21 protein-coding genes are annotated in these 23,306 nt (G+C 68.7%); 10 read left to right on the top strand and 11 right to left on the bottom strand.

Annotation, left to right across the window (positions count from 1 at the left end; all coding sequences use genetic code 11):
* Positions 1–62: 62 nt before the first annotated feature.
* Together Q0379_RS10795 and Q0379_RS10800 are read right to left on the bottom strand one after the other, a co-directional pair.
* Positions 63–1,304 carry a cell wall hydrolase gene (locus Q0379_RS10795; protein WP_299008207.1) on the bottom strand — a complete coding sequence of 414 codons (1,242 nt, stop codon included), beginning with the start codon at positions 1,302–1,304 and terminating at the stop codon, positions 63–65.
* Between the two features lie 15 nt (positions 1,305–1,319).
* Entirely contained in the window at positions 1,320–1,799 is a 480-nt protein-coding gene (locus tag Q0379_RS10800; protein WP_197426746.1) for a Dps family protein, read from the bottom strand.
* A gap of 73 nt (positions 1,800–1,872) precedes the next feature.
* On the opposite strand from Q0379_RS10800, the gene Q0379_RS10805 reads away from it, so the two are divergent.
* The 6 genes from Q0379_RS10805 to Q0379_RS10830 all read left to right on the top strand — a co-directional run bounded on the left by Q0379_RS10805 (position 1,873) and on the right by Q0379_RS10830 (position 6,132).
* Positions 1,873–4,257, top strand: a complete 2,385-nt coding sequence (locus Q0379_RS10805; RefSeq protein ID WP_299008211.1) for a PAS domain-containing sensor histidine kinase — start codon at positions 1,873–1,875, stop codon at positions 4,255–4,257.
* A 64-nt stretch (positions 4,258–4,321) separates the two neighbouring features.
* Positions 4,322–4,645, top strand: coding sequence for a metalloregulator ArsR/SmtB family transcription factor (locus Q0379_RS10810; protein ID WP_299008214.1), 324 nt, complete (start codon positions 4,322–4,324; stop codon positions 4,643–4,645).
* Positions 4,642–5,085: an SRPBCC domain-containing protein gene (locus Q0379_RS10815; protein WP_299008217.1), complete on the top strand. Its 444-nt coding sequence runs from the start codon at positions 4,642–4,644 to the stop codon at positions 5,083–5,085. Before Q0379_RS10810 ends, Q0379_RS10815 begins: the two co-directional genes overlap by 4 nt.
* Before the next feature lie 5 nt (positions 5,086–5,090).
* Positions 5,091–5,306 (top strand): hypothetical protein, encoded by a 216-nt coding sequence (locus tag Q0379_RS10820; protein ID WP_299008220.1) that lies wholly within the window; start codon positions 5,091–5,093, stop codon positions 5,304–5,306.
* Positions 5,307–5,315: 9 nt separating this feature from the next.
* Positions 5,316–5,726, top strand: coding sequence for a DUF1801 domain-containing protein (locus tag Q0379_RS10825; RefSeq protein WP_299008223.1), 411 nt, complete (start codon positions 5,316–5,318; stop codon positions 5,724–5,726).
* A gap of 7 nt (positions 5,727–5,733) precedes the next feature.
* Positions 5,734–6,132, top strand: coding sequence for a DUF1801 domain-containing protein (locus Q0379_RS10830; RefSeq protein WP_299008226.1), 399 nt, complete (start codon positions 5,734–5,736; stop codon positions 6,130–6,132).
* A gap of 147 nt (positions 6,133–6,279) precedes the next feature.
* Here Q0379_RS10830 and Q0379_RS10835 read toward each other — a convergent pair whose 3' ends face one another.
* Positions 6,280–6,564 carry a GIY-YIG nuclease family protein gene (locus Q0379_RS10835; RefSeq protein ID WP_299008228.1) on the bottom strand — a complete coding sequence of 95 codons (285 nt, stop codon included), beginning with the start codon at positions 6,562–6,564 and terminating at the stop codon, positions 6,280–6,282.
* 382 nt (positions 6,565–6,946) lie between these two features.
* Between Q0379_RS10835 and Q0379_RS10840 the strand changes: the two genes are divergently transcribed.
* On the top strand, positions 6,947–9,223 hold the full coding sequence (locus tag Q0379_RS10840) for a TonB-dependent receptor (protein ID WP_299008231.1): 2,277 nt from the start codon (positions 6,947–6,949) through the stop codon (positions 9,221–9,223).
* A gap of 384 nt (positions 9,224–9,607) precedes the next feature.
* Here Q0379_RS10840 and Q0379_RS10845 read toward each other — a convergent pair whose 3' ends face one another.
* A complete protein-coding gene (locus Q0379_RS10845) occupies positions 9,608–11,824 on the bottom strand; it encodes an EAL domain-containing protein (RefSeq protein ID WP_299008245.1) in 2,217 nt (738 codons plus the stop codon).
* A 175-nt stretch (positions 11,825–11,999) separates the two neighbouring features.
* Between Q0379_RS10845 and prfA the strand changes: the two genes are divergently transcribed.
* Together prfA and Q0379_RS10855 are read left to right on the top strand one after the other, a co-directional pair.
* On the top strand, positions 12,000–13,070 hold the full coding sequence (gene prfA, locus Q0379_RS10850) for a peptide chain release factor 1 (protein WP_299008247.1): 1,071 nt from the start codon (positions 12,000–12,002) through the stop codon (positions 13,068–13,070).
* Positions 13,070–13,837, top strand: coding sequence for a pseudouridine synthase (locus Q0379_RS10855; RefSeq protein WP_299008249.1), 768 nt, complete (start codon positions 13,070–13,072; stop codon positions 13,835–13,837). Before prfA ends, Q0379_RS10855 begins: the two co-directional genes overlap by 1 nt.
* On the opposite strand, the gene Q0379_RS10860 is transcribed toward Q0379_RS10855, so the two are convergent.
* Positions 13,834–13,998 (bottom strand): hypothetical protein, encoded by a 165-nt coding sequence (locus Q0379_RS10860; protein ID WP_299008251.1) that lies wholly within the window; start codon positions 13,996–13,998, stop codon positions 13,834–13,836. The genes Q0379_RS10855 and Q0379_RS10860 overlap by 4 nt on opposite strands.
* 313 nt (positions 13,999–14,311) lie before the next feature.
* Here Q0379_RS10860 and Q0379_RS10865 point away from each other — a divergent pair, with 313 nt between their 5' ends.
* Positions 14,312–16,072, top strand: coding sequence for an aspartyl protease family protein (locus Q0379_RS10865; protein ID WP_299008253.1), 1,761 nt, complete (start codon positions 14,312–14,314; stop codon positions 16,070–16,072).
* Between the two features lies 1 nt (position 16,073).
* Here the strand turns inward: Q0379_RS10865 and Q0379_RS10870 are convergent, their stop codons facing one another.
* The 6 genes from Q0379_RS10870 to Q0379_RS10895 form a co-directional block, all read right to left on the bottom strand.
* A complete protein-coding gene (locus Q0379_RS10870) occupies positions 16,074–16,592 on the bottom strand; it encodes an ACT domain-containing protein (protein ID WP_299008255.1) in 519 nt (172 codons plus the stop codon).
* A 57-nt stretch (positions 16,593–16,649) separates the two neighbouring features.
* Positions 16,650–17,792, bottom strand: coding sequence for a flavodoxin-dependent (E)-4-hydroxy-3-methylbut-2-enyl-diphosphate synthase (gene ispG, locus Q0379_RS10875; RefSeq protein ID WP_299008257.1), 1,143 nt, complete (start codon positions 17,790–17,792; stop codon positions 16,650–16,652).
* A gap of 183 nt (positions 17,793–17,975) precedes the next feature.
* Positions 17,976–19,055 (bottom strand): helix-turn-helix domain-containing protein, encoded by a 1,080-nt coding sequence (locus Q0379_RS10880; RefSeq protein WP_299008259.1) that lies wholly within the window; start codon positions 19,053–19,055, stop codon positions 17,976–17,978.
* Positions 19,056–19,240: 185 nt separating this feature from the next.
* The gene (ptsP, locus tag Q0379_RS10885; RefSeq protein ID WP_299008261.1) at positions 19,241–21,505 is read right to left on the bottom strand and encodes a phosphoenolpyruvate--protein phosphotransferase; all 2,265 of its coding nucleotides are present in this window, start codon (positions 21,503–21,505) and stop codon (positions 19,241–19,243) included.
* Positions 21,506–21,731: 226 nt separating this feature from the next.
* Positions 21,732–22,115, bottom strand: a complete 384-nt coding sequence (locus Q0379_RS10890) for a hypothetical protein (protein ID WP_299008263.1) — start codon at positions 22,113–22,115, stop codon at positions 21,732–21,734.
* A gap of 235 nt (positions 22,116–22,350) precedes the next feature.
* On the bottom strand, positions 22,351–23,301 hold the full coding sequence (locus Q0379_RS10895; RefSeq protein WP_299008265.1) for a DMT family transporter: 951 nt from the start codon (positions 23,299–23,301) through the stop codon (positions 22,351–22,353).
* Between the last annotated feature and the right edge of the window lie 5 nt (positions 23,302–23,306).

Raw genomic sequence — 23,306 nt, forward strand, 5'->3', positions numbered from 1 at the left:
GCTCGCCCCCTCAGTCGCTCCGCGACAGCTCCCCCGCATCGCGGGGGAGCATCTAGAGCCCCCTAATTCAACGGATTCAACAAACTCGGCGGCCGGGGCTTGGGCTTGGGCTTGGGCGGCGGAGGGGGCGGCGCGGCGGGCGCAGCCACCGTGGGCGGCGGCGCTTCGGTCACGGCCTCCAGCGCCTTGTTGATCTTGGCGATCTCCTCGGCGGTCGGGATGCGACGGCCGGCGACCACGCCCTGGGCCACCACCCGCTCGCCGTTCGGCGCGTTGGCGTCGGGCACGGTGACCAGGGTCGCGCCCGGCAGGACCAGGTTCGAGACCCCCAGCATCTGGGCCACGGCCCCCGTCGCCGCCGGCGGCGCCGGGACGGCCTGGGCGGCCAGCACTTCGGGCGGGGCGGCCTCCAGCGTGCGCGGGTCGGCGGCGTACAGGATATCGGCCGAGACGGTCTCGTTGCCGGAGTAGCGGCCCTTGAACGCCGCCAGCGTCCCCGACGGCCCTGTCCAGCGATAGAAGATGTGCTGGCCGAACTGCTTCAGCTTGACCAGGGTCGGCGCCCAATAAGGGGCCACATAGTCGGCGTGGTAGTGGGTGGCGGTGCCCACCGGCTTGAACACGAAGCCTTTCAAGGCTCGCCGCGCGACGGCCTCGGCGTTGGCCCACATCGCCGCCGCCGGCTCGCGCGCCAGGGAGCCGTCGCACGCGAAGCTGAACTGGCAGCCGGTGGCCCGCGCCGCGCCCTCGTAGATCACCCCGCAGATCGACTTCGGATAGCCCGGATGGCGCATGCGGTTGATGACGGTCTGGGCCACGGCCATCTGGCCCTCCCCCGGCTCGAAACCCGCCTCGTAATAGACCGCCTGAGTCAGGCACTTCAGCGCCTTGGCCCGGGCGTCGGCGGAGCCGGTCAGCACGAACGGCTTGGCCGGCTCCAGCCCGTCCGGAACAGCGGGACGAAGCGCGTTGATGATCCGCGCCTCCTCGAAATCCGGCTCGCGGTCGCCCAGGCGCGGGATCGCCTTGAGATCGATGACCTCCCAGCCCTCGACGCGGCCCCAATAGTCGGTGTGCGGACGCGGGTCATGGCGCTTGGCCAGGGCCAGCATGGCCGGATCGTAGTCGGCGACATAGCGGGCCAGGCCCTTGTCGCTGAAGCTGCCGGTCACGCGCACGAGCCCCGCCTCGCGGCCCTCGCCGGCGGCGACGTAGTAGGTCGTGGTCGAGCACGCGCAAAGACCGCCGACGACCAGGGCGGTCGCGGCGGCCTTGCGAACGGGCGATGCGCTCAGGGTCCCCACCCCGCCCTCTGGCGGCTACTTGCCGCCGAGCGTGGAGCGAAGCATCCAGGCGTGCTTCTCATGCGCCTGCAGGCGCTGGGTGAAGAGGTCGGCCGTGGCTTCGTCGCCGGCTTCGTCGGCGACCGGGAAGCTGTCGCGCAGGGTGCGGATCACCGTCTCGTTGTCGGCCAGCAGCTCCTTGAGCATGGCCTCCCAGTCGCCTTCGGGATTGCCGTCCTTGATGCTCGAGAGGTTGCCGAAGGCGGCGTAGCCTTGCGGAGCCAGCTCGCCCAGGGCGCGGATGCGCTCGGCGATGGCGTCCAGCGCGGTCCACTCCTCGGTGTATTGGCCTTCGAGAAGCACGTGCAGCGACTGGAAATTCGGGCCGCGGACGTTCCAGTGATAGCCGTGCGTCTTGAGATACAAAGCGTAGCTGTCAGCCAGAACCTTGTTCAGCGCCGCGGCGATGTCGGAGCGTTGTTTGGCGCTCAGTCCGGTGTTCAGCGCATCGGCCATCGTGATCTCCCGTGTTGCTTGTCTTAGGTAAGCGTGCCCATCTTCCGCGCAAGACATCTTTGCTGGGACGAAGATGGAGAACAAAGACGCCCCGCCCCTTGCTCCCGACGAGCATGGACGCATTCACGGCCTGATTAGCGCATGGCTGATCCCTCCGGTTCCACCACCGGCGCCGCTTTGCGCGCTGGCCGCGCTGATCGGGGTCGGGATGGCCGTGCTGATCCGGATCGCCCTGCTGGGACTGCATGGCGGCGTCGGGGCGACCCAGCCGTTCTTCCCCGCCGTCATGATGGTGACGCTGTACGCCGGCTGGCGCTGGGGCCTCGTCCCGACCGTGGCCGGCGCCGTCTTCGGCTGGTGGCTGTGGGGCGGCCGAGAGGGCGCGCCGCTGTCCGAGGACGAGCTGGCGACCATGGTCATCTACCTGCTGTGCGCGGCGATGGTGGTCGCGGTCGCCGAGGGCCTGCGCGGGGCCATCCAGGGCCTGGCCAAGGTCAAGCGGGACTTGGCCGATGCGAAGGAGCGGCTGCGCGTCACCCAGACCGCCGCCGGCGTCGGTCCCTGGGAGTTCGATCTGGAGACCGGCGAGCTCTATTTCTCGCCCGCCGCTCGGCGGAACATTGGCGCGCCGTTGGAAGGTCCGATCCGGCTGGCCGACATGGCCACGTATGTTCATCCCGACGATCAGGAGATGGCCCGCGAGCGGGTTCGCGCCGCGCTGGCCGGGTCCGAGGACTACGAGGTCGAATACCGTCTGGCCGACACCAGTCAGGGCGAGCGCTGGGTGCATGGCCGGGGCGAGGTGATCCGCGACGAGACCGGCAAGCCGACCCGGATGATCGGCCTGAACTTCGACGTGACCAACCGCCGCCGCGCCGAGGAGCGGGTGCGCGAGAGCGAGGCGCGCTTCCGCAGCCTGGCCGACAGCGCTCCGGCGCTGATGTGGACCACGCGGCCGGGCGGCGCGCGCGAGTTCGTCAACCAGGCCTATGTCGACTTCGCGGGCCTGTCCTACGACGAAGCGCTGACGCTGGACTGGCGCTCGCGCCTGCACCCCGACGACCTGCCGAACATTCTGAAGGCCCAGATCGCGGGCGAGGCCTCGCTGAAGCCGTTCAGCCTGGAGGGGCGCTACCGACGCGCCGACGGCGAATGGCGCTGGCTGAAATCGTTCTCGCAACCGCGCCTGGATTCCAGCGGCGCCTTCTCCGGCTTCTCCGGCATCGCCTTCGACATCACCGACGCCAAGCGCGCCGAGGAGAACCTGACCAACATCAACGAGCTGCTCAGCGAGCGCGCGGCGGCGGCCGTGGCCGAGCGCGACGCGGCCCAGGCCCAGCTGCTGCAGGCCCAGAAGCTGGAGGCCATCGGCCAGCTGACCGGCGGCGTGGCCCACGACTTCAACAACCTGCTGACCGTGGTGATCGGCGCCCTGGACGTCGTCGCGCGCCACCCCGACGACGAACGCCGGCGCGAGCGGATGATCAACGCGGCCCTGGCGGCGGCCAAGCGCGGCGAGAAGCTGACCCAGCACCTCCTGGCCTTCGCTCGCCGCCAGCCGCTAAAGCCCGAGGTGCGCCGCGTCGACGGCCTGATCGCCGAGAGCGAGGAGCTGCTGAAGCGCGCCCTGGGCGACGCTTACGGCTTCAAGCTGCGTCTGGGCGCGGGCGTGCGCTCGGCGCGGATCGACGCCGGACAGTTCGAGGCGGCCCTGCTGAACCTGGTCGTCAACGCCCGCGACGCGACCCCGCCCGGCGGCGCGGTCACCATCGAATCCGGCGCGGTCACGCTGACCGAGCCGCGCGGCGAGCTCGAGCCCGGCGCCTATCTGAAGGTCTCGGTGCGCGACACCGGCTCGGGCATGGACGCCGCGACGATCGCCCGCGCGGTCGAGCCGTTCTTCACCACCAAGCCGCCCGGCGAGGGCACCGGCCTTGGCCTCTCGCAGGTCTATGGCTTCGCCCGCCAGAGCGGCGGCTCGGTCGAGATCGAGAGCGTGGTCGGCCAGGGCTCGACCATTTCCCTGCTGTTGCCCGTGGTCGAGGCGGTCGCGCCGCGCGATCAGGCCCAGAAGATCGACCACATCCGCGCCCAGACGCCATCGCGCGTGCTGCTGGTCGAGGACGATCCGCAGGTGGCCGAGCTGATCGAGGCGATGCTCAGCGACCTGGGCCACACGGTCGTCCGGGCCGGCGGGGTCGAGGACGCCCTCTCGCGGCTCGAAACCGATCCAGCGGTGGAGCTGGTGCTTAGCGACGTGATCATGCCCGGCGGCAAGAGCGGGGTGGACCTGGCCGAGCATCTGGCCGCCTCGCGCCCCGGCCTGCCCGTCGTGCTGTGCTCGGGCTATGTCGGCGGCGACCAGGGCCGCGCCCGCGCCGGCGACTGGCCGTTCATTTCCAAGCCCTTCTCGCTGGAGACCCTGGCCCAGGCCTTGGCCCAGGCCCGGGCGAGCTAGGCGCTTGACTCATCCATAACCTCAGAGTTATGAAACGACCCATAACTTGAAAGTTATGAGTTTGATGTCCCCCGCGCCCGACGACCTCTTCCGCGCCCTCGCCGATCCGACCCGCCGGGCGCTGTTCGAACGGCTGTGCCAGGACGGCGAGCAGACGGTCGGCGCGTTGACGGCGCGGGCCGGCGTCAGCCAGCCGGCGGTGTCCAAGCACCTGGCGGCGCTGAAGGCGGCCGGCCTGGTCGACGACCGGCGCGAGGGCCGCGAAACCCACTACAGCGCCCGCCCCCGGGCGCTGGCCCCGCTGGTCGACTGGACGGGCCGGATGGCCGGCTTCTGGGAAGCCCGCTTCGACGCCCTGGAAGACCTCTTGAACAGGATGGACCAATGACCAGCCCGGCCCAGAGCCCCCATGGCGAGCTCCAGACCGTCGTGATCGAGCGCGAGATCGCCCATCCGCCCGAGAAGCTGTGGCGAGCCCTGACCCAGCCGCACCTGATGGCGGAATGGCTGATGCGTAACGACTTCCAGCCCACGGTCGGCCATCGCTTCAACCTGCGGGGCGACTGGGGCGGCGTGCTGGACTGCGAGGTGCTCAGCCTCGAGCCGCCCCACAGCCTGTCCTACAGCTGGAACCACCGCCACGAAAACCCGGCCTACGACCTGACCAGCGTCGTGACCTTCACCCTGACGCCCACCGCGAAGGGCACGCATCTGCGCGTACAGCAGTCCGGCTTCCGCCCCGACCAGAAGCAGGCCTTCGGCGGCGCCCACGCCGGCTGGAAGGGCTTCCTCGACAAGCTCGAAACCGTACTCAGCCAGGAAGGATGACCGCCATGAGCCGCCTGACGCGCCAGGTCCACCGCTGGCTTTCGATCGCCTTCATCGCCGGCGTCCTCGGCTACATGATCGCGATGATGAGAGGCCAACCGCCCTACTGGGTCGGACTGTTCGCCCTGGTCCCGTTGATCCTGCTCGCCGCCACGGGCCTATATCTGTTCGCGCTGCCCTACGCGCTGAGATGGCGGAGCAGCGCCCGCCCCAGGACCTGAGAGGCGAAGATGCCCGACAAGCCCGTGCTGCTGTCCGGCGGCAATCCGCAGATCGCCAAGGGCTACGGCGACGGTCCGGTGCAGGCCTATATCGCCGCCATGCCCGGCTGGAAGAACGCCGTCGGCGCGCGGCTGGACGCACTGGTCGATGCCGCCGCGCCGGGTGTGAAGAAGGCCGTCAAATGGAACTCGCCCCTGTACGGCATGGAGGAAGGAACCTGGTTCCTGGGCGTCCACGTCTATGCCCGGTACGTGAAGCTGGCCTTCTTCAAGGGCGCCCAGCTGACTCCGCCGCCGCCGGTCGCGTCCAAGCAGGCGGACGTGCGCTACTTCCACATCCACGAGGACGACGTGCTGGACCAGACCCAGCTGTCCGATTGGATCGCCCAGGCCGCCGCCCTGCCCGGCGAGCGCATGTGAGGTCGCCATGAGCAAGATGAAGCCCGCCCCCGAGGGCGTCCCGGTCTCCGACCTGATCGACCAGGCCATCGCCGAGTTGGGCGACTGGCGCGGCGAGATCCTGGCGAAACTCCGCAAGCTGATCCACGAGGCCGATCCCGACGTGGTCGAGGAGTGGAAGTGGGGCAAGCCGGTGTGGTCGCACGGCGGCATCCTCTGCACCGGCGAGACCTACAAGGCCTATGTAAAGACCACCTTCGCCAAGGGCGCGTCCGTGCCCGACCCCATGGGGCTGTTCAATTCCAGCCTGGACGGCAATGTGCGGCGCGCGATCGACTTCCGGCAGGACGAGGCGTTCGACGAGGCGGCGTTCAAGGCCCTGGTGCGGGCCGCGGTGGCGGTGAATTTGGCGGGGAGGAAAACATAGAACCGACCTCCCCGGCGAATGCCGAGGCCCAGATCGAACCCGCTAGCGATCGGAAGTTGGCGGGGCTTTTGGGCGCGAACACTCAAACCGCTCCGGATGAATCTGGGCCCCGGCATTCGCCGGGGAGGTCGGGATAAAAGGTAGAGCTCAGCCCAGAAACTCCAACGCCAAATCCCGCCAGTCTGGATTGGCTTCCTCAATCAGCATCAGCTTCCAAGACCTGCGCCATTCTTTCAGCCGGCGCTCCCGGATGAGCGCGCTCTCTCGGCTGTCGTGCGGCTCAAACCAGACCAGCATCGTGCAACCATACTTCGCGGTGAAACCGCGCACCTGGCTTTGGTGCTCGAAGACGCGACGCGCCAGATCGTCGGTGGAACCTATGTAGAGGGTTCCATTGCGCCGGTTGGCCATGATGTAGACGTAGAACGCCATGGCTGAGCTTGAGCCACGGCCGCGCCTCAAATCAATCTAAAATTGCAACACCATCCGACCTCCCCGGCGAATGCCGGGGCCCAGATTCATCCGGAGGGGTTTGAGTGATCGCGCCCTTCGGCCCTGCAATCTCCCCGACCTCAGAGGGGTTCGATCTGGGCCCCGGCATTCGCCGGGGAAGTCGGATGAAATAGGGCTGATGGCTCAGGAACGGCTTCGCCCGCCTCCCAAGTAAGTAAGATTTTCATTGAACTGACATGGAACCGGCCTATAGCGCGGGCGTGATCCGCCGTGGGGCCTTGGCGCGATGTCCATCGCGCGCCCTGCTCGCGCCTCGCGTCTCTCGAACGACGGCCACAAGGCCGCGAACAAGGTCTCTTTCATGCGTCAACAATCCTCCCTCAAGCTGGCGTGCCTCTTGGGCGTCTCCCTGCTGGGCGTCGCCTCGGCGGCCCAGGCCCGTCAGGCGGCCGAGCCCAACACGGCGCTCGAAGAAGTCGTCGTCACCGCCGAGCGCCGCTCGGAAAACCTGCAGCGCGTGCCGCTGTCGGTGGCCGCGGTCGGCGGCGACCAGCTGCGCGCCGTCCAGGCCGGCGGCGAGGACATCCTGGCCCTGTCCGGCCGCGTCCCCAGCCTCTACGCCGAAACCACCACGGGCCGGATCTTCCCGCGCTTCTACATCCGCGGCCTGGGCAACATCGACTTCTACCTGGGCGCCTCGCAGCCCGTGACGATCATCCAGGACGACGTCGTTCTCGAGCACGTGACCCTGAAGTCGAACCCGATGTTCGACATCAAGCAGGTCGAAGTGCTGCGCGGCCCGCAAGGCTCGCTGTTCGGCCGCAACACCACCGCCGGCATCATCAAGTTCGACACCGCCAAGCCGACCCAGGACCTGCAAGGCCGCTTCTCGGCCTCGTACGGCAGCTACGGCACGACCACCTTCGACGGCGGGATCGGCGGTCCGATCGTCCAGGACAAGCTGGCCTTCCGCCTGTCGGCCCTCTACCAGCACCGCGACGACTGGGTGGACAACACCTTCTCGGGCGTCAGCGCCGACGGCACCGTCACGCCCAAGAAGAACGCCATGGGCGGCTATGACGAAAAGGACGTGCGCCTGCAGATCCTGGCCACGCCGAACGACAAGCTGACCGTGCTGGCCTCGGCCCACGCCCGCGACTACGACGGCACCTCGACCCTGTTCCTGCGCAACGCCCTGACCAAGGGCTCGAACAAGCCGAACGCCCCGCGCGACAGCGTCGCCTATGACGAGGCCGACAACAATCCGCAGGCCTACCAGATGGAAGGCGCCAGCCTGAACATCGCCTACGACTTCGGCCCGGTCACCCTGACCTCGATCAGCGCCTACGAGGCCGCCAAGGGCAAGAGCCGCGGCGACACCGACGGCGGCGCGGCGGCCAACTTCCCGGTCAACGGCGTTCCGAACGGCTTTGGCCAGTCGATGGGCCAGCTGAAGGATCTGGACCAGGTCAGCCAGGAAATCCGCCTGGCCAGCAACAGCGACGGCCGCCTGAAGTGGCAGGTCGGCGGCATGGTGTTCAGCTCGGAAGACCTGACCAACTTCTACCAGCGCGCCTACTTCACCAAGGCCAACCCGAACAACTGGGTGGCCCTGCGTAACGAGAACACCTCGTGGGCCGTGTTCGGCCAGGCCAGCTACAAGGTCACCGACAAGCTGACGATCACCGCCGGCGCCCGCGAGACCAAGGACGTCAAGAAGACCAACCTCTTGAAGACCGCCGACACCGCCGCCGGCGTCGTCACCTATACTGGCCGCCGCTACGTGCGCCTGGCCGACACCCAGCCCAGCTGGGACCTGTCGGCCCTGTACGAAGCCACCGACGACTTCAGCGTCTACGCCCGCGTCGCCAAGGGCTTCCGCGGCCCGACGATCCAGGGCCGTTCGGCGGTGTTCAACGCCGACTTCACGACCGCGAACTCGGAAACGATCCTGTCGTGGGAAGCCGGCTTCAAGAGCCGCCTGCTGGACAACACCCTGCGCCTGAACGCCTCGGCCTTCACCTACGAGGTCAGCGACATCCAGCTGAACGGCAACGACAGCAACGGCAACGGCGTGCTGTTCAACGCCGACAAGGCCAAGGCTTACGGCCTGGAAGCCGACGCCGAATGGCGCCCGATCCCGAACCTGCTGCTGACCGCCGGCGCCAGCTGGCTGCATAGCGAGATCAAGGACAAGCGCGTCTACGCCCAGGTCTGCGCCCTGAACGGGATCGTGGTCTGCACGGTCGAGAACCCGACCATCAAGGTCGGCTCCAACACCTTCGCCCAGATCGACGGCCAGCCGCTGCCGAACGCGCCGAAGTACAACCTGAACTTCACCGCGCGCTATGACGTGCCGGTGGCCGACGACCGCCGCGTCTTCATCGCCACGGACTGGAACGTCCAGGGCTACACCAACTTCGTGCTCTACAAGACCGAGGAGTTCTACTCGAAGGGTAACTTCGAGGGCGGCGTGAAGCTGGGCTACGAGAACCTCGACAAGGGCTACGAGATCGCCCTGTTCGGCCGCAACATCACGAACGAGAAGAACCTCAAGGGCGTGATCGAGAACTACATGGCCGCCGTCTACAACGAGCCGCGCGTCTGGGGCGTCTCGCTGAGCGCCAAGCTGAAGTAACCCTTCCTCCCCTGCCCCGTCGCCTTGGCGGGGCGCCCTTCTCAAGGCCTCAGCGTGAAAGCGCTGGGGCCTTTCTTTTGGCAATCTGCCGCTTGCCACACAGCAAAAGAGAGATCATCTTCATTAGCTGTCAATTACAGGCACAGCTAGATTTTAATTCGGAATATATTATGATAAATAATCGCGTTTCAGTGACATTCTATTCCGCACCACACAGAGCGGAACTTTTGACTATAGAAATCTATCTTACACGCGCCGACGCATTGCGTGCTGTAGCATGGCACAATGAGAATGGTCGCCACGCCGAATACAATCGCGCGTTCCCGCTAAGCTGATAAGAGCCGCTTTAGGGAAGCCCACCCTAAGGCCGTGGGCTTCCCCCCCCTACGCCGCGTCGGATTGCGCCGGGGGATGGATGCGGCCGCCTTGGGCGATCAGGGTGTCGATGGCCTCGGCCGGGACCGGCGGGCTGAACAGGAAGCCCTGGGCCCGGGAACAACCGATCGTCTTGAGGATCTCGCGCTGGGCCAGGGTCTCGACGCCCTTGGCCATCACCGACAGGCTCAGCGCCTTGGCGAGGCGCACGATGGCCGCGACCACCGCCTCGGCGTCGGCGTCCAGGCCCAGTGGCGTGACGAAGCTGCGGTCGATCTTGATCCGGTCGATCGGATAGCGACGGATGTAGGACAGGCTGGAGCACCCGACGCCGAAGTCGTCCAGCACCAGCGAAAAGCCCATGTGCCGCAGGCGGTCGACCGTGTCGTGCGCGCCCTCGCCATCGCCCAGCAGCGCGCCCTCGGTGATCTCCAGGGCCAGCTGCCGCGGATTGGCGCCGGTCTCCTTCAGCAGCTCGGCCAGTTCGTCGATGAAGCCGGCGCGCCGCATCTGCCGGGCCGAGATGTTGATCCCGACCTGCAGACCTCGCCAGCGGACGCTGTCCGCCAGCGCGCGCCGCAGGACGTAGCGGCCCATCTCCTCGCTGAGGCCGCAGTCCTCGGCCATCGGAATGAAGGCGTCGGGCGGGATATCGCCGCGCGTGGGATGCGACCAGCGGGCCAGGGCCTCGACCCCGACGATGCGGTCGGCGGCGTCGACCTGCGGCTGGTAGTCCAGGCGGACCTCGCCATTGCGCACGGCCGCCCGCAGATCCTCTTCCAGGCTCCGCCGCCCCTTCAGGGCCGCGTCCATGGCGTCCTCGAAGAAGCAGTAGCGGCCCCGGCCTTCGCTCTTGGCGCGATACAGGGCGACATCGGCTCGCCGCGCGGCTTCGGCGGCGCCGATATGGGCCTCGGCCGGCTCGACCAGCACGACCCCGACCGAGCCGCTGACGAAGTGAACGCCGAACGACATTTCCATCGGACTGCAAAGGGTCTTCAGCAGTCGCTCGGCGATGATCGCCGCGCCGTTGGCGTCGAGGTCGGTCGCCACCACGCCGAATTCGTCGCCGCCCAGGCGCGCCACCGTCTCGCCGCCGCGACAGACGGCGGCCAGGCGCTCGCCGACCTTGCGGATCAGCTCGTCCCCGGCGGCGTGGCCATGGGTGTCGTTGACGGCCTTGAAGCGATCGAGGTCGATCGCCAGCACCGCCATGGCCCGCGGCCTGCGGTCCAGGCCGTCGATCGCCTGGCGCAGGCGCTCTTCGAACAGCAGTCGATTGGGCAGGCCCGTCAGGCCGTCGTGCAAGGCCAGGTGCTTGGCGCGCGCCTCGCTGGTGACCAGCCCCTCGGCGATCAGCCGTCCGCGACGGGCCAACAGAATGGTCGCCAGGGTCAGGGCCAGAACCACGATCATCACCGGACCGATCGTCTTGCGCAGCAGGCGCTGGCCGGGATGCGGCGGAATCCAATCGAGGGTGGCGACGACGCGCCCCGCCGCGTCGCGCAGCGCCAGGTGGGCGTCGTCGGGCTGGTCCGTGGCGTCGACGTGGTGCAGGTGCAGGCCCGCCAGCAGGAAGCGCTGGCCGAAGTCGTTCAGGACGGGCCCGTCCAGCTTCAGGGCGGTGACCACCGCCGGCGCCCGCGCGTGGCGGATCACCGCCTGGCCGAAGTCCGGCCGCACCAGGCTGGAGGTCACCAGATAGACGCCGTCTCCGATCTTCGCCGCGGCGCTGACCTGCACCGGGTCCGAGACCACCCCGCCATGGTCCGAAGGGCCCTTGGCGGACGGCGAGGCGCGTTCCAGCGCGCGCAGCTTCGCCATCAGCGGGGCCAGGACCGCGATGCGGCGCGCGGCCTCGTCGGCCGTCAGGATATGGTGGCCCTCCTGGGCCAGCCGGGCCCGGTCCTCGCCGTCCAGCACGAAGACCTGGTCGAAGCCCGACTGCTCGACCAGATAGGCTCCAATGTTCTGGCGCGCCCAGGCGTCGTCATAACGATTGTCGAGGCGGCGCACCGCCTCGTCCCAGAGAACCTCCGGCTTCAGGCCGTTTTCGACCTCCTGGATCTTGGCCGCGACGCCGCGCTCCACCAGGACGCGGTCATGGTGTTGGGCCTCGCGATCGATCTGCTCCGCCAGAAGCACCATCACCGACAGAAGCAGTCCCACCATGCCGATGGCGATCAGCGCCAGGGGCGCGGACAGCTTCTTTTGCAGGCGCGTCATCGCGCGGGTTCCTCCTCGTCGGTTGCGAGATCACCGTTCGCGGAGAATGGCTAAGCTGGCGCTAAGGATCGCCGACGCGGGGACGCGGCCAAACGTCGCTCCCCGGCCGTTCACTTTGGACCGGAAAGGTTCTAGAGAGACCGACCCGTCCCTTCAAAGCTGCGCGAAACCTCCCTTGCGACTTCCCCAGGCCCGCCTCGACCAGGTTCTCGATCGTTTCCGCGAAGTGGAGGCCCGCATGGGCGCGGCCACCGACGGCGCCGAGATCGTCAAGCTCTCCAAGGAGCACGCCGAGCTGAAGCCCGTGGCCGAGGCCGTCGAGCGCCTGGCCAAACTGACCGCCGAGCGCGCCGAGCTGGACGTCATGGCCGCCGATCCGGAAATGGCCGACATGGTCCGCGACGAGATGGCGGACCTGGACGAGAAGCTGCCCGCCCTCGAGCGCGAACTGGCCCTGATGCTGGCCCCCAAGGACAAGGACGAGAACGCTTCCGCAATTCTCGAAGTCCGGGCTGGCACGGGGGGCGACGAGGCGGCCCTGTTCGCCGGCGACCTCTTCCGCATGTACCAGCGCTACGCTCAGCTGCACGGCTGGAAGGTCGAGATCGACAGCATCTCGGAAGGCGAAATGGGCGGCTACAAGGAAATCGTCGCCTCGATCACCGGCGAGGGCGTGTTCGGCCGGCTGAAGTTCGAAAGCGGCGTCCACCGCGTGCAGCGCGTGCCGGCCACCGAAGCACAGGGCCGCATCCACACCTCGGCCGCCACGGTCGCGGTGCTGCCCGAGGCCGAGGACGTCGAGATCGAGATCAAGGAAAGCGACCTGCGGATCGACACCTACCGCTCGTCGGGCGCGGGCGGTCAGCACGTCAACAAGACCGACTCGGCCGTGCGCATCACCCACTTGCCGACCGGCGTGGTGGTGACCAGCTCGGAAAAGTCGCAGCACCAGAACCGCGCCCGGGCGATGAAGAACCTGAAGGCGCGCCTCTATGACATGCAGCGCGAAGCGCTGGACAGCGCCCGCTCGGAGGCCCGCAAGAGCCAGGTCGGCAGCGGCGACCGCTCGGAACGCATCCGCACCTACAACTTCCCGCAAGGGCGGGTGACCGACCACCGGATCAACCTGACCCTCTACAACCTGTCGCGGATCATGGAAGGCGACGCCCTCGACGACGTGATCAACCCGCTGATCGCCGAGGACCAGGCCGAGCGCCTGGCGAGCCTGGAAGAGAGCTTTAGCTGATGAGCTGGACCCGCACCTATGCGGAAGCCGAGCCGCAGCGGGTCAACAAGTGGCTGGCCCAGAGCGGCGTCTGCTCGCGCCGCGAGGCCGAGCAGCTGATCAGCGACGGCCTGGTCTCGATCGACGGCGAGGTCGTGGAAGACGTCGGCCGCAAGATCCAGCCGGGCCAGACCCTGGTGCTGGCCGATCGCGCCACCGCCAAGCTGGACGCCACGCCGACCTATCTGATCCACAAGCCGCGCGGCGTGGTCTCCGCCCAGCCGGACCCCGGCCAGGTCCCGGCCGCGCGCTTGCTGACGCGGGCCAACCTGTGGGGCGACGCGGCGGGCGTGGCGATCCCGCAGTCGGGCGACCTGATCCCGCCGGTCGGGCGCCTCGACAAGGACTCGCGCGGCCTCCTGCTGCTCTCGCAGGACGGCGTGGTGGCCAAGGCCGTGATCGGGCCGCAGTCGGATCTGGAGAAGGAATATCGCGTCGCCGTCATGGGCGAGCTGACCGAGGAGAAGCTGGAGCTGCTGCGCTTCGGCCTCGAGCTCGACGGCCGCGAACTGAAGCCGGCGGAGGTCGAGGTGATCTCCGACCAGCGCCTGCGCTTTGTCTTGAGGGAAGGCCGCAACCGGCAGATCCGCCGGATGTGCGACCTCGTGGACTTGAAGGTGGTGGACCTGTTCCGCGTGCGGATCGGCCCCCTGGACCTGGGCGACATGCCCGAAGGCCGCTGGCGGCCGCTGACGGCGGCAGAGCGGGCGGCGCTGATCGCCGGTTAGCCGATCTGGTCGATGATCTCGGCGCGGAGATCCGCGCGGGTCATGCCAGGCCAGGCCCATTCGGTTTGCGCCGGACGAACCGGCTGCGGCGCGGCGCGTCGCGGGGTTTGGTTGCGGAGCTCACGCCGAACGGCGGCCTCGCGGTGGGTAACGGTATTCATGACATTCCAAAACAGGAGCCGGCGACATCGCTGGCTCCGAAGACAGGATGGATGGGAAATCGCTCGCGGCCATCGATAACGGCGATGAGCGTACGAAGCCTCGTCCTGAAAGTTCGGGCCCTAGAGCGGCGCGAAAGCATAAGCGGACGATCGGCTTATGGATAACAGATGGTGCGCCGCCCGTCCCTTTCAAGGGCCGCGGCTGATGCGCGCAGGCGAAGCCTTGGGAGACGCTTGCCGAACGCGAGCCGGCATAGGAAGATCGCTTTACGGGTGAAGCGGCTCTGCTGTCGCTAAGGGCGAGGTGTCGTTGATGGTTTCCGCGTTGCGCGTCTCGGTCGCCGCCCTGGCGCTTGCCTTGCTGTCCACCCCGACCCTGGCGGCGTCGAAATGCCAGGTCATGAAGCTGGCCGAGATCCCCATCACCATGGAAGGCCCAGCGCCGGTCATGACGGCCCAGATAAATGGGCGCGAGGCGCGTTTCATCGTCGACAGCGGCGCGTTCTACAGCACGATGTCGGCCGGCGCGGCGCAGGAGCTGGGCCTATCGGTGGGCGGCTTGAGAGGCAATCCGCGCCTGAAGGGCGTGGGCGGCGACACCTCGCTCGGCGTGGCGACGGCCAAGGAGTTCGTGATCGCCGGACAGAAGCTGTCTCGAATCGAGTTCGCGGTCGGCGGCAGCTCGACGCGCTATGCCGGCTTCCTGGGCCAGAACATCCTCGGCTTGGCCGGCGTGGAATACGACCTGGGCCACGGGGCCGTGCGGCTCATGAAGACCAAGGATTGCGGCGACATCGGCCTGGCCTACTGGGCCGGGGACAAGCCTGTAACCATCATGCGCATCGCCTCCACGGACGAGGTCAACCGGCACACGGTGGGCACGGTCGAGGTCAACGGCGTCAAGCTCAAGGCGATGTTCGACACCGGCGCTTCGACCTCGCTCCTTACGCTGGACGCGGCCAAGCGCCTGGGCGTCAATCCGGAGAAGGACGGCCTGCCCCTGGACGGCTTCAGCTGGGGCGTCGGTCAGAAGCGCGTGAAGACCTGGAAAGCGCGGTTCGACAAGATCGATATCGGCGGAGAGGTGATCAGCAAGCCCTGGCTGCGGATCTTCGAGGGCGAGCTGAGCGACGCCGACATGCTGATCGGCATCGACTTCTTCCTGAGCCACCGGGTCTTCGTCGACAACCAGAACCGCCGGATGTTCTTCACCTACGAAGGCGGGCCGCTGTTCGGGATCAGCCCCAAGAGGGCGGTCGATCACGCCGGCAATGCGGTGGACCTCACCGACAAGGAGGCCGAGCCGACCGATGCGCCAGGCTACGCCCGGCGAGGCGCGGTGCTGGCCTCGAACGGCAAGTTCGACGCGGCCATCGCCGATTTCGACAAGGCCATCGCCCTGGCGCCGGAGGACGCGGACTACTGGCTGCAGCGCGCCCGGGCGCGCCTCTCCAATCATCAGTTGCTGCTGGGCGCGTCCGACCTGGACAAGTCCATCGCGCTGGACCCGAAGGACGTCGAAGCGCGTTTGACCCGCGCCCAGTTGCGCCGCGGCTCGCGCGATCCCGCCGGAGCGTTGGCCGATCTCAAGGCCGCCGACGAGACCCTGGCGCCGTCCGCCCAGGCCCGACTGCGCCTGGGCGGCCTGTATTCCGCCCTCGACGCGCCCGAGCAATCCCTGACCAACTACGATCTATGGCTGAAAAGCCATCCGGAGGACGTGGGCCGCGCGGAGGCGCTGAACGGACGCTGTTGGGCGCGGGCGCTGCTGAACCGGGAACTGGACAAGGCGATGAGCGACTGCGACGCCGCGCTGCGGCTGCGTCCTGGCGATCCGGCCTTCCTGGACAGCCGCGCCCTGGTCCGTTTCCGCCGCGGCGAATTGGAGAAGGCGTTGGTCGACTACGACGCCGCCTTGAAGGGATCGCCTCGCGCCGCCTGGTCGCTCTACGCCCGCGGCCTCGTCCAGCGCCGCCTGGGCAAGGTCGCCGAGGCCGACGCGGACAAGGCCAAGGCGCTGGCGATCAACCCGGACATCGCCGCGCGCAGCAAGCGCTACCAGCTGGAAGGCTGAGCTACCCCGCCGGGGTCAGAGCGATATCGACCATGATCTCACCGGATATCGCCTCCAGGGCGTCTTGCACCGCGCCGGCGGTCAGGCCCGGCGGCAGGCGCAAGCGGGCGTCGAGGTGGAACAGCGGCGCGCCCTGGTGCGGCTCGATGCTGAGGCGCGAGCCGAAGCTCTCGATATTGGCGCCCAGGTCGCTGAGCACCCCGGTGACCTGGTGGACGATGCCCGGCCGGTCCTGGCCGACGACGCCGAGCTGGAGGAGCTCGCCGGTCGCGGCGGGCGCCGCGACCGTCGGGGCGATCCGCACTTCCAGCCCGTGGGCGTCCACCGCCGCGACCGCCGCGCGCAGGGCCTCTTCCTGGCCCGCCTGCAGCTCGACCAGCACCGAGCCGACATAGAGACCGCCCAGCTGGCTGAGATGGCTCTCCAGCCAGTTGCCGCCGGCCGACAGCACGGCGCTGGCCAGGGCCTGGGTGAGGCCGGGGCGGTCGCTGCCGACGACGCTGAGGATCAGGGTGGTCATGAGAGGCTCCTCCTGCGGAGACTGGCGGGCTTGCGAGCCCGTTCTTATTCGGCCGCCTTATTCCGCCGCGAGGGGGGCTCCGGCCGCCTTGGCCGCCTGGATTTCGGCGGCCTTCTTTTCGACCAGCTCGACGATGTGGTCGATCATGCCGTCGTTCGACTGTTTGTGGTCGGGCTTGCCGGCCATGTAGACCATGCCCGCCCCGGCCCCGCCGCCGGTGAAGCCGATGTCGGTCATCAGAGCCTCGCCCGGGCCGTTGACGACGCAGCCGATGATCGACAGCGACATCGGCGTGGCGATGTGGGCCAGGCGCTCTTCCAGGGTCTCGACGGTCTTGATGACGTTGAAGCCCTGCCGCGCGCAGGACGGGCAGGCGATGATGTTGACGCCCCGGTGGCGCAGGCCCAGCGACTTCAGGATGTCGAAGCCGACCTTGACCTCTTCCACCGGATCGGCGGCCAGGCTGACGCGGATGGTGTCGCCGATGCCGGCCCACAGCATCGAGCCGATGCCGATCGAGGACTTGACCGTGCCGGTGCGGGTGGCGCCGGCCTCGGTCACGCCCAGGTGCAGCGGGCAGTCGATGGCTTCGGCCAGCTGGTAGTAGGCGGCGACGGTCAGGAACGGGTCCGAAGCCTTCACCGAGATCTTGAACTCGTGAAAGTCGTGGTCCTGCAGGATGCGGGCGTGGTTGAGGGCGCTCTCGACCATCGCCTCGGGGCACGGCTCGCCGTACTTTTCCAAGAGTTCGCGCTCCAGCGAGCCGGCGTTGACGCCGATCCGCATCGAGCAGCCGTGATCGCGGGCAGCTTGAATGACGTCGCGCACACGGTCGGGCGAGCCGATATTGCCCGGATTGATCCGCAGGCAGGCCGCGCCGGCCTCCGCCGCTTCGATGCCGCGCTTGTAGTGGAAGTGGATGTCGGCCACGAGCGGGACCTTGGCCTCGCGGGCGATGGTCTTGAAGGCCTGGGTGCTCTCGACGTCGGGGCAGCTGACGCGGACGATGTCGGCGCCGGCCTCCTCCAGCTGGCGGATCTGCTCCAGCGTCGCCGCGGCGTCGCTGGTCAGGGTGTTGGTCATCGACTGCACCGAGATCGGCGCGTCGCCGCCCACCTCGACGGAGCCCACGCGGATCTTGCGCGATGGGCGACGCGTGATCTGGCGCCAGGGACGGACGGTCGTGTGGTCAGCGGACATGGCGGTAATTTAGAGGGTGTTGAGGGCGGATAGAAGGGGTTTACCCGCCCCCTTCTCCCCTTGCGGGAGAAGGTGTCGCCGCCAGGCGACGGATGAGGGGTCGCGAAGGCGTTGATGGACGGGGTGTTCAACCCCTCATCCGCCCGCTTCGCGGCCACCTTCTCCCGCAAGGGGAGAAGGGAACTACTGCGGAGGCGTAGCCGCCGGCGCGGCCTGCGCCACGGCCGGAGCGACCTTCGGGGCCGGGACCAGCTTGCCGAGCGCCGTCGAGGCGGACGGCAGGTGGCTGACCAGGGCGCCGCCGTAATAGACCTCGAACACCATCGGATCGGAGACGTCGGCGATCAGGCCCGGCGTGCGGGGCGCGCGATAGGCGTCGCCGGCCGCCAGGGCGCGGGCGAAATGGACCTGGCCGTCCCCGCCGCGCACCACCAGGGTCGCGGCCTTGCGGGCCTGCAGCACGACGCCGGAGCCTTCGCCCGGCGCGGCGCCCAGCATCGCGCCCTTGGGCTTGAACGGCGCGCCGACCTGGATCCGGTGGGCGGGATCGACGACGCCCGCGCGGGCGGCGGCTTCCTCGCGCGCCTTGGCGGCGGCCTTGGCCGCGTCCACCGACCCGCCGTTGGCGGCGGCGTCGTCGAGGCCGGGGGTCTTGTAGGGCTCGGGCGTGGTCGACTCGACCGGGGCCGGCAGCGGCGCGCCGAGGGCGACCTGGCTGTTGTTGGCGTGGGCCTGGACCTGGTTCGAGGCGGCCGGCGGGGCGATCTGGGGCGGCGGGGCGTCCTTGGCGATGGCGCGCTGGGCGACGTTCCACAGCAGGATCGCGCCGACCACCAGCACGCCGCCGGCGAAGATCAGGCCCAGACGCGGATCGCGCTCGCGGCGCACGCCGACCGGCTCGCGCAGCTCGCCGCTCTCGTCCGGCGCGTCAGCCTTGAAGCGGGCCACGGCGGCGTCGGCGTCCATGCCCAGGAGGGCGGCGTAGGCGCGGACATAGCCGATCGTGAAGGGACGCGAGGGCAGTCCCTCCAGGCGCATGGCCTCCAGCGCCTCGATATAGCTTTGACGAATGCGGGTGGCCTCGGCGACCTCTTGCAGACTGAGACCGCGCGCCTCGCGGGCGGCCTTCAAGGCGGCGCCGATGTCGGCGGCCTGATCCGGGGCGGGCTGATCCGCAACGAGGTCGGCGACCGCGAACGGCGCTTGGTCCGCCTCGACCTCGTCGAGATGCAAACGCTCCACGTTGCCCATATCTCGCGGCATACTGACTAAGCGCCCCCGGAAACCGCTTGGAACTCAAACCGCCTGGTGCAGATCGCTGGCGAAGCTTGGAAGCTTCCCCGACTCCATCATGCACGAAATTCTTAACGAGTGTTTGTGGGTAGCAAACTAAGTATCCGGATTCAATGTACTTACCGGCGCCGCTTGCCTAACCGGATAACAGCGTTCTACACCGCCACGTAAAGCTTGCGCGCCAGCGTCTCGATCTCGCCGCGCAGCGATCCGCCCGAGCCCTTCAGCAGCGCCTCGACGTTGCGGCGCGCGGCCTCGCGGTCCAGCGAGAGGACCATCTGCTTGACCGGACCAATGCCGGCCGGCGGCATCGAAAGACGGTCAAAACCCAACGCCACAAGGGCGAAAGCCTCCAACGGACGCCCCGCCATCTCGCCGCAGACCGACACCTGGGTGCCCGTGTCGGCGCAGGCCTGCTGGATCGTCTTCAGCGCCCGCAGCGCGGCCGGCGACAGCGGATCGTAGCGGTCCGACACCTTCGGATTGCCCCGATCGGCGGCGAACAGATACTGCATCAGGTCGTTGGTGCCGACCGAAACGAAGTCGGTCATCGGCAACAGCGCGTCCAAATGCCACAGCAGGGACGGAGCCTCGATCATCGCCCCGACGTCCAGGCGCGACGGCGCGGGCCGGCCACGCTTCAGGGCCCAGGCGACTTCCTGATCGACGAACGAGCGCGCGGCGCGGAACTCGTCGACATTGGCCACCAGCGGGAACATCACCCGCAGCGGCCGGCCGTTGGCGGCCTTGATCAGGGCGCGGATCTGCATGCGCAGCAGGGCCGGACGGTCCAGGCCCATGCGCACCGCGCGCCAGCCCAGGGCCGGATTGTCCTCGCGCTCCAGCTCCATGTACGGCAGCAGCTTGTCGCCGCCCAGGTCGAGCGTGCGGAAGGTCACCGGCATGCCGTCGGCCGCGTCCAGCACCTTCTCGTAGAGGCTGGTCTGGGCTTCCAGGCGCGGCAGCTCCTCGGCCACCATGAACTGGAACTCGGTGCGGAAGAGACCGATGCCCTCGGCGCCCGTCTCGGCCAGGATGTCGAGATCGACGGCCAGGCCCGCATTCATCAGCAAGGTGACCTTGGAGCCGTCCTTGGTGATCGGCGGCGTATCGCGCAGGCGGGCGAACTCGGCCTTGCGCTGGGCGCGGACCTCCATCCGGACCTTCAGCGCCTTGACCACGTCCGGACGCGGGCGGAGCCAGGCTTCCTGGGTCTCGGCGTCGACGACCACGGGGTCGCCCTCGCTGACCCGGTCGCGCAGTCCGGCCAGGCGGCCCACGCACGGGATGTCCAGGGCCCGGGCGACGATGCCGGCGTGGCTGGCGGCGCTGCCCTCCTCCAGGAGGATACCCTTCAGCTTGGTGCGGTCGTATTCCAGAAGGTCGGCGGGACCGAGGTTCCGGGCGATCAGGATGGCGTCGTCGGGCAGGACCCGCACGTGGTGTACGTCGCCCGACAGGTGGCGCAGCAGCCGATCGTTGAGGTCTTCCAAGTCGTGCAGCCGCTCGCGCAGATAGGGGTCGCGGGCCTGGCCCAGGCGCGCGCGGTGCTCGGAGCGGACGCGCTCGACAGCGGCCTCGGCGGTCAGGCCCGAGCGCACCGCCTCCTCCAGGCTGCGGTTCCAGCCCCGGTCGTGGGCGAACAGGCGATAGGTCTCCAGCACCTCGTACGAGGCGCCGACCAGGCCGTGCTGGCCCTCCAGCATCTCGTCGATCTGGGTCTGCAGGGCCTCGATCGCGTATTTGAGCCGGGCTTCCTCGGCCAGGGCGTCGTCGGACAGCAGCTGCTCGGGGGCGACCGGCTGCTCGTGCAGCACCGCCACGCCATACGCCAGGCCTTCGGCGAACCGCGCGCCCTTCAGCCGCTCGGGCCTGTGCGGCGCCAGCTCGACGTCCTTCAGCTCGTCGGCGCCCAAGAGCTCGCTGGAGCTGACCATCTCGGCCAGCACCATGGCGATGATCTGCAGGTCCTCGACCTCTTCCTCGTCATAGACCCGCTCGGTGCGGTTCTGGACGACCAGCACGCCGATCGCGCGGCCGCCGCGCAGCAGGGGCACGGCCAGGAAGGCGTGGTAGGGGTCTTCGCCCGTTTCCGGACGGTACGAGAAGGCCGGGTGGCTGGCGGCGTCGGACAGGTTCAGCGGCCGGCCCAGACGCATGGTCTCGCCGACCAGGCCCTCGCCCGGCTTCAGGCGGGTGACGTGGACGGCCTCGCGGGCCAGGCCCTCGGTGGCGAACAGTTCGAGGTCGCCGGACGCGCGGCGCAGATAGATCGAGCAGACTTCCGCCACCATCGAGATGGCGATGGTGCGCACCACCATGTCGAGCTTGGCCTGGGCGGGGCCGCCCCCGGCCATGGCCTCGCGAATCTGCCGAAGCAGGCTTCGTGGTCCTCGAACGGCGATGCCGGATGCCGCCATGAGCCTTAAGCGCGCTCCCTAACCCTGGAGCGGCGGCCCCTTGCCCGGGCCCGAACCACTCCGTCCTCCAGAGGGGGCTATAGCAGATTTCGCCGCCGCGATACCCGCCGCGCGCAACGGAACGACGTTTAGGTGCGGCGGCACGAAAAAGCGCCGCCTCCGGAGGAGACGGCGCAGTTTGCTCGCGGGAGGAGGGATCGGGACTCCCGCGAGGAAGGCTTATCGGTTAGCGGCGATAGCCGTAGGCGTAGCGATTGTCGTAGCGGTCGTAACGACGGTCGTGGCGGTCATAGGCGTAGCGGTCGTTGCGATAGCCGGTGTTGTAGTAGCGGTTGTCGTAGCGCGGGGCGGTGCGATAGCCGTGGCTGTAGCGACGGTAGTCCTTGTCCTTGGCCGTGGTGGCGCCGAGGGCGGCGCCGGCGACCGCGCCGATGGCGACCGCCTCGCCCTTGCCATCGCCTAGGGCCGCGCCGGCGACGCCGCCGATCACCGCGCCCAGGATGGCGCGCTCGGTCTTTTCGCCGGCGAAGGCGGCGGTGGCGGGAGCGACCAGAGCGCCGGCGATCGTGACGGCGATGGCGGTCTTGGTGAACTTGCCGAGGGTGGTCATGGCGGGTCTCCTATCTCTGTTGATAGCTGTTCTAGACCCCCGTCCCTGAACCCGATCGGGACCGGTCGTTCAGGTTCGCGTCATGTTGCGAGAGAGCTGTCCCTTCCGACCTCCCCGGCGAATGCCGGGGCCCAGATCGAGCCCGCAGCCCTCGGCGAAGAGCTCGGTCGCGGAGCGCGAACACGAAAGCCGCTCAGGATGAATCTGGGCCCCGGCATTCGCCGGGGAAGTCGGGTTAAAGGGGAGTGTTGAGTTCCGCTTGGCCCGCCCCATACCGCCGCGCCGACCACAGCACGCCGGCCAGCATCAGCACGATGGCGAAGCTCTCCAGGGGGCGCGGCCAGCGGCTTTCATGCAGAAAGCCGTAGAGCAGCGCGAACACCGTCTCGAACACGATCAGCTGGCCGGAAAGCGACAGCGGCAAAAGGCGGCTGGCGGCGTTCCACAGGCCGTTGCCGATCACCGAGGCGCCGATCGCCACCGCGAAGCTGACGCCCCAGAATAGGCCCCAGGCGTCGGCCGCGTGCGCCTTGCCCCCGAGGGCGAAAGCCGGGACCACGATGATCAGCGACAGCAGCCCCGTGGCGACGCCGGTCAGCAGCGACCACTCGTGGCTGTTGAACTTCGGCGTGGCGGCCAGGCGCCGAGCGTTCCACACGGCGTAGGCGGTCCACACGGCCAGGGCCAGCAGCGCGCCGGCCAGCCCCACGAGCGTCCGCCCCGCCCCGGCGCGCCCGGCGGCGGCGAAGGCGTCCAGGTTGATGCAGACGCCGCCGGCGACGATCAGGGCCAGCGGCGCGATCAGCCGCCGCAGCGGCGTCCCCTCCCCTGGCTTCGCCCCGACGAGCGTGATCGTCACGGGCAGGAGGCCGATAACCAGCGAGGCCAGGGCCACGCCGGCGCTCTGCACGGCCACCGCCAGGCCGACATAGTAGATCAGGTTGCCCAGCAGGCTCAGCAGCAGGAGGTCGCGCCAGTCGCGGCCGTCCATGCGCGCCAAGACGCTCTTCCCGGTCGGAACCAGCAGCACCGCCGCCGCCAGGCCATAGGCCAGGTACCGTCCGGCCGTGGCCTGCAGCGGCGTGAAGTCGGCCAGCAGCTTCGGCGCCAGGAACACCCCGCCCCAGAACGCCCCGGCGATCACGCCGCAGGTCAGGCCGAGCAGGAGGTTGCGGGAGGGCGTCATGGGTT

The organism is uncultured Caulobacter sp. (genome assembly GCF_937900395.1).
In the GTDB taxonomy this organism is placed as follows: Bacteria; Pseudomonadota; Alphaproteobacteria; order Caulobacterales; family Caulobacteraceae; genus Caulobacter.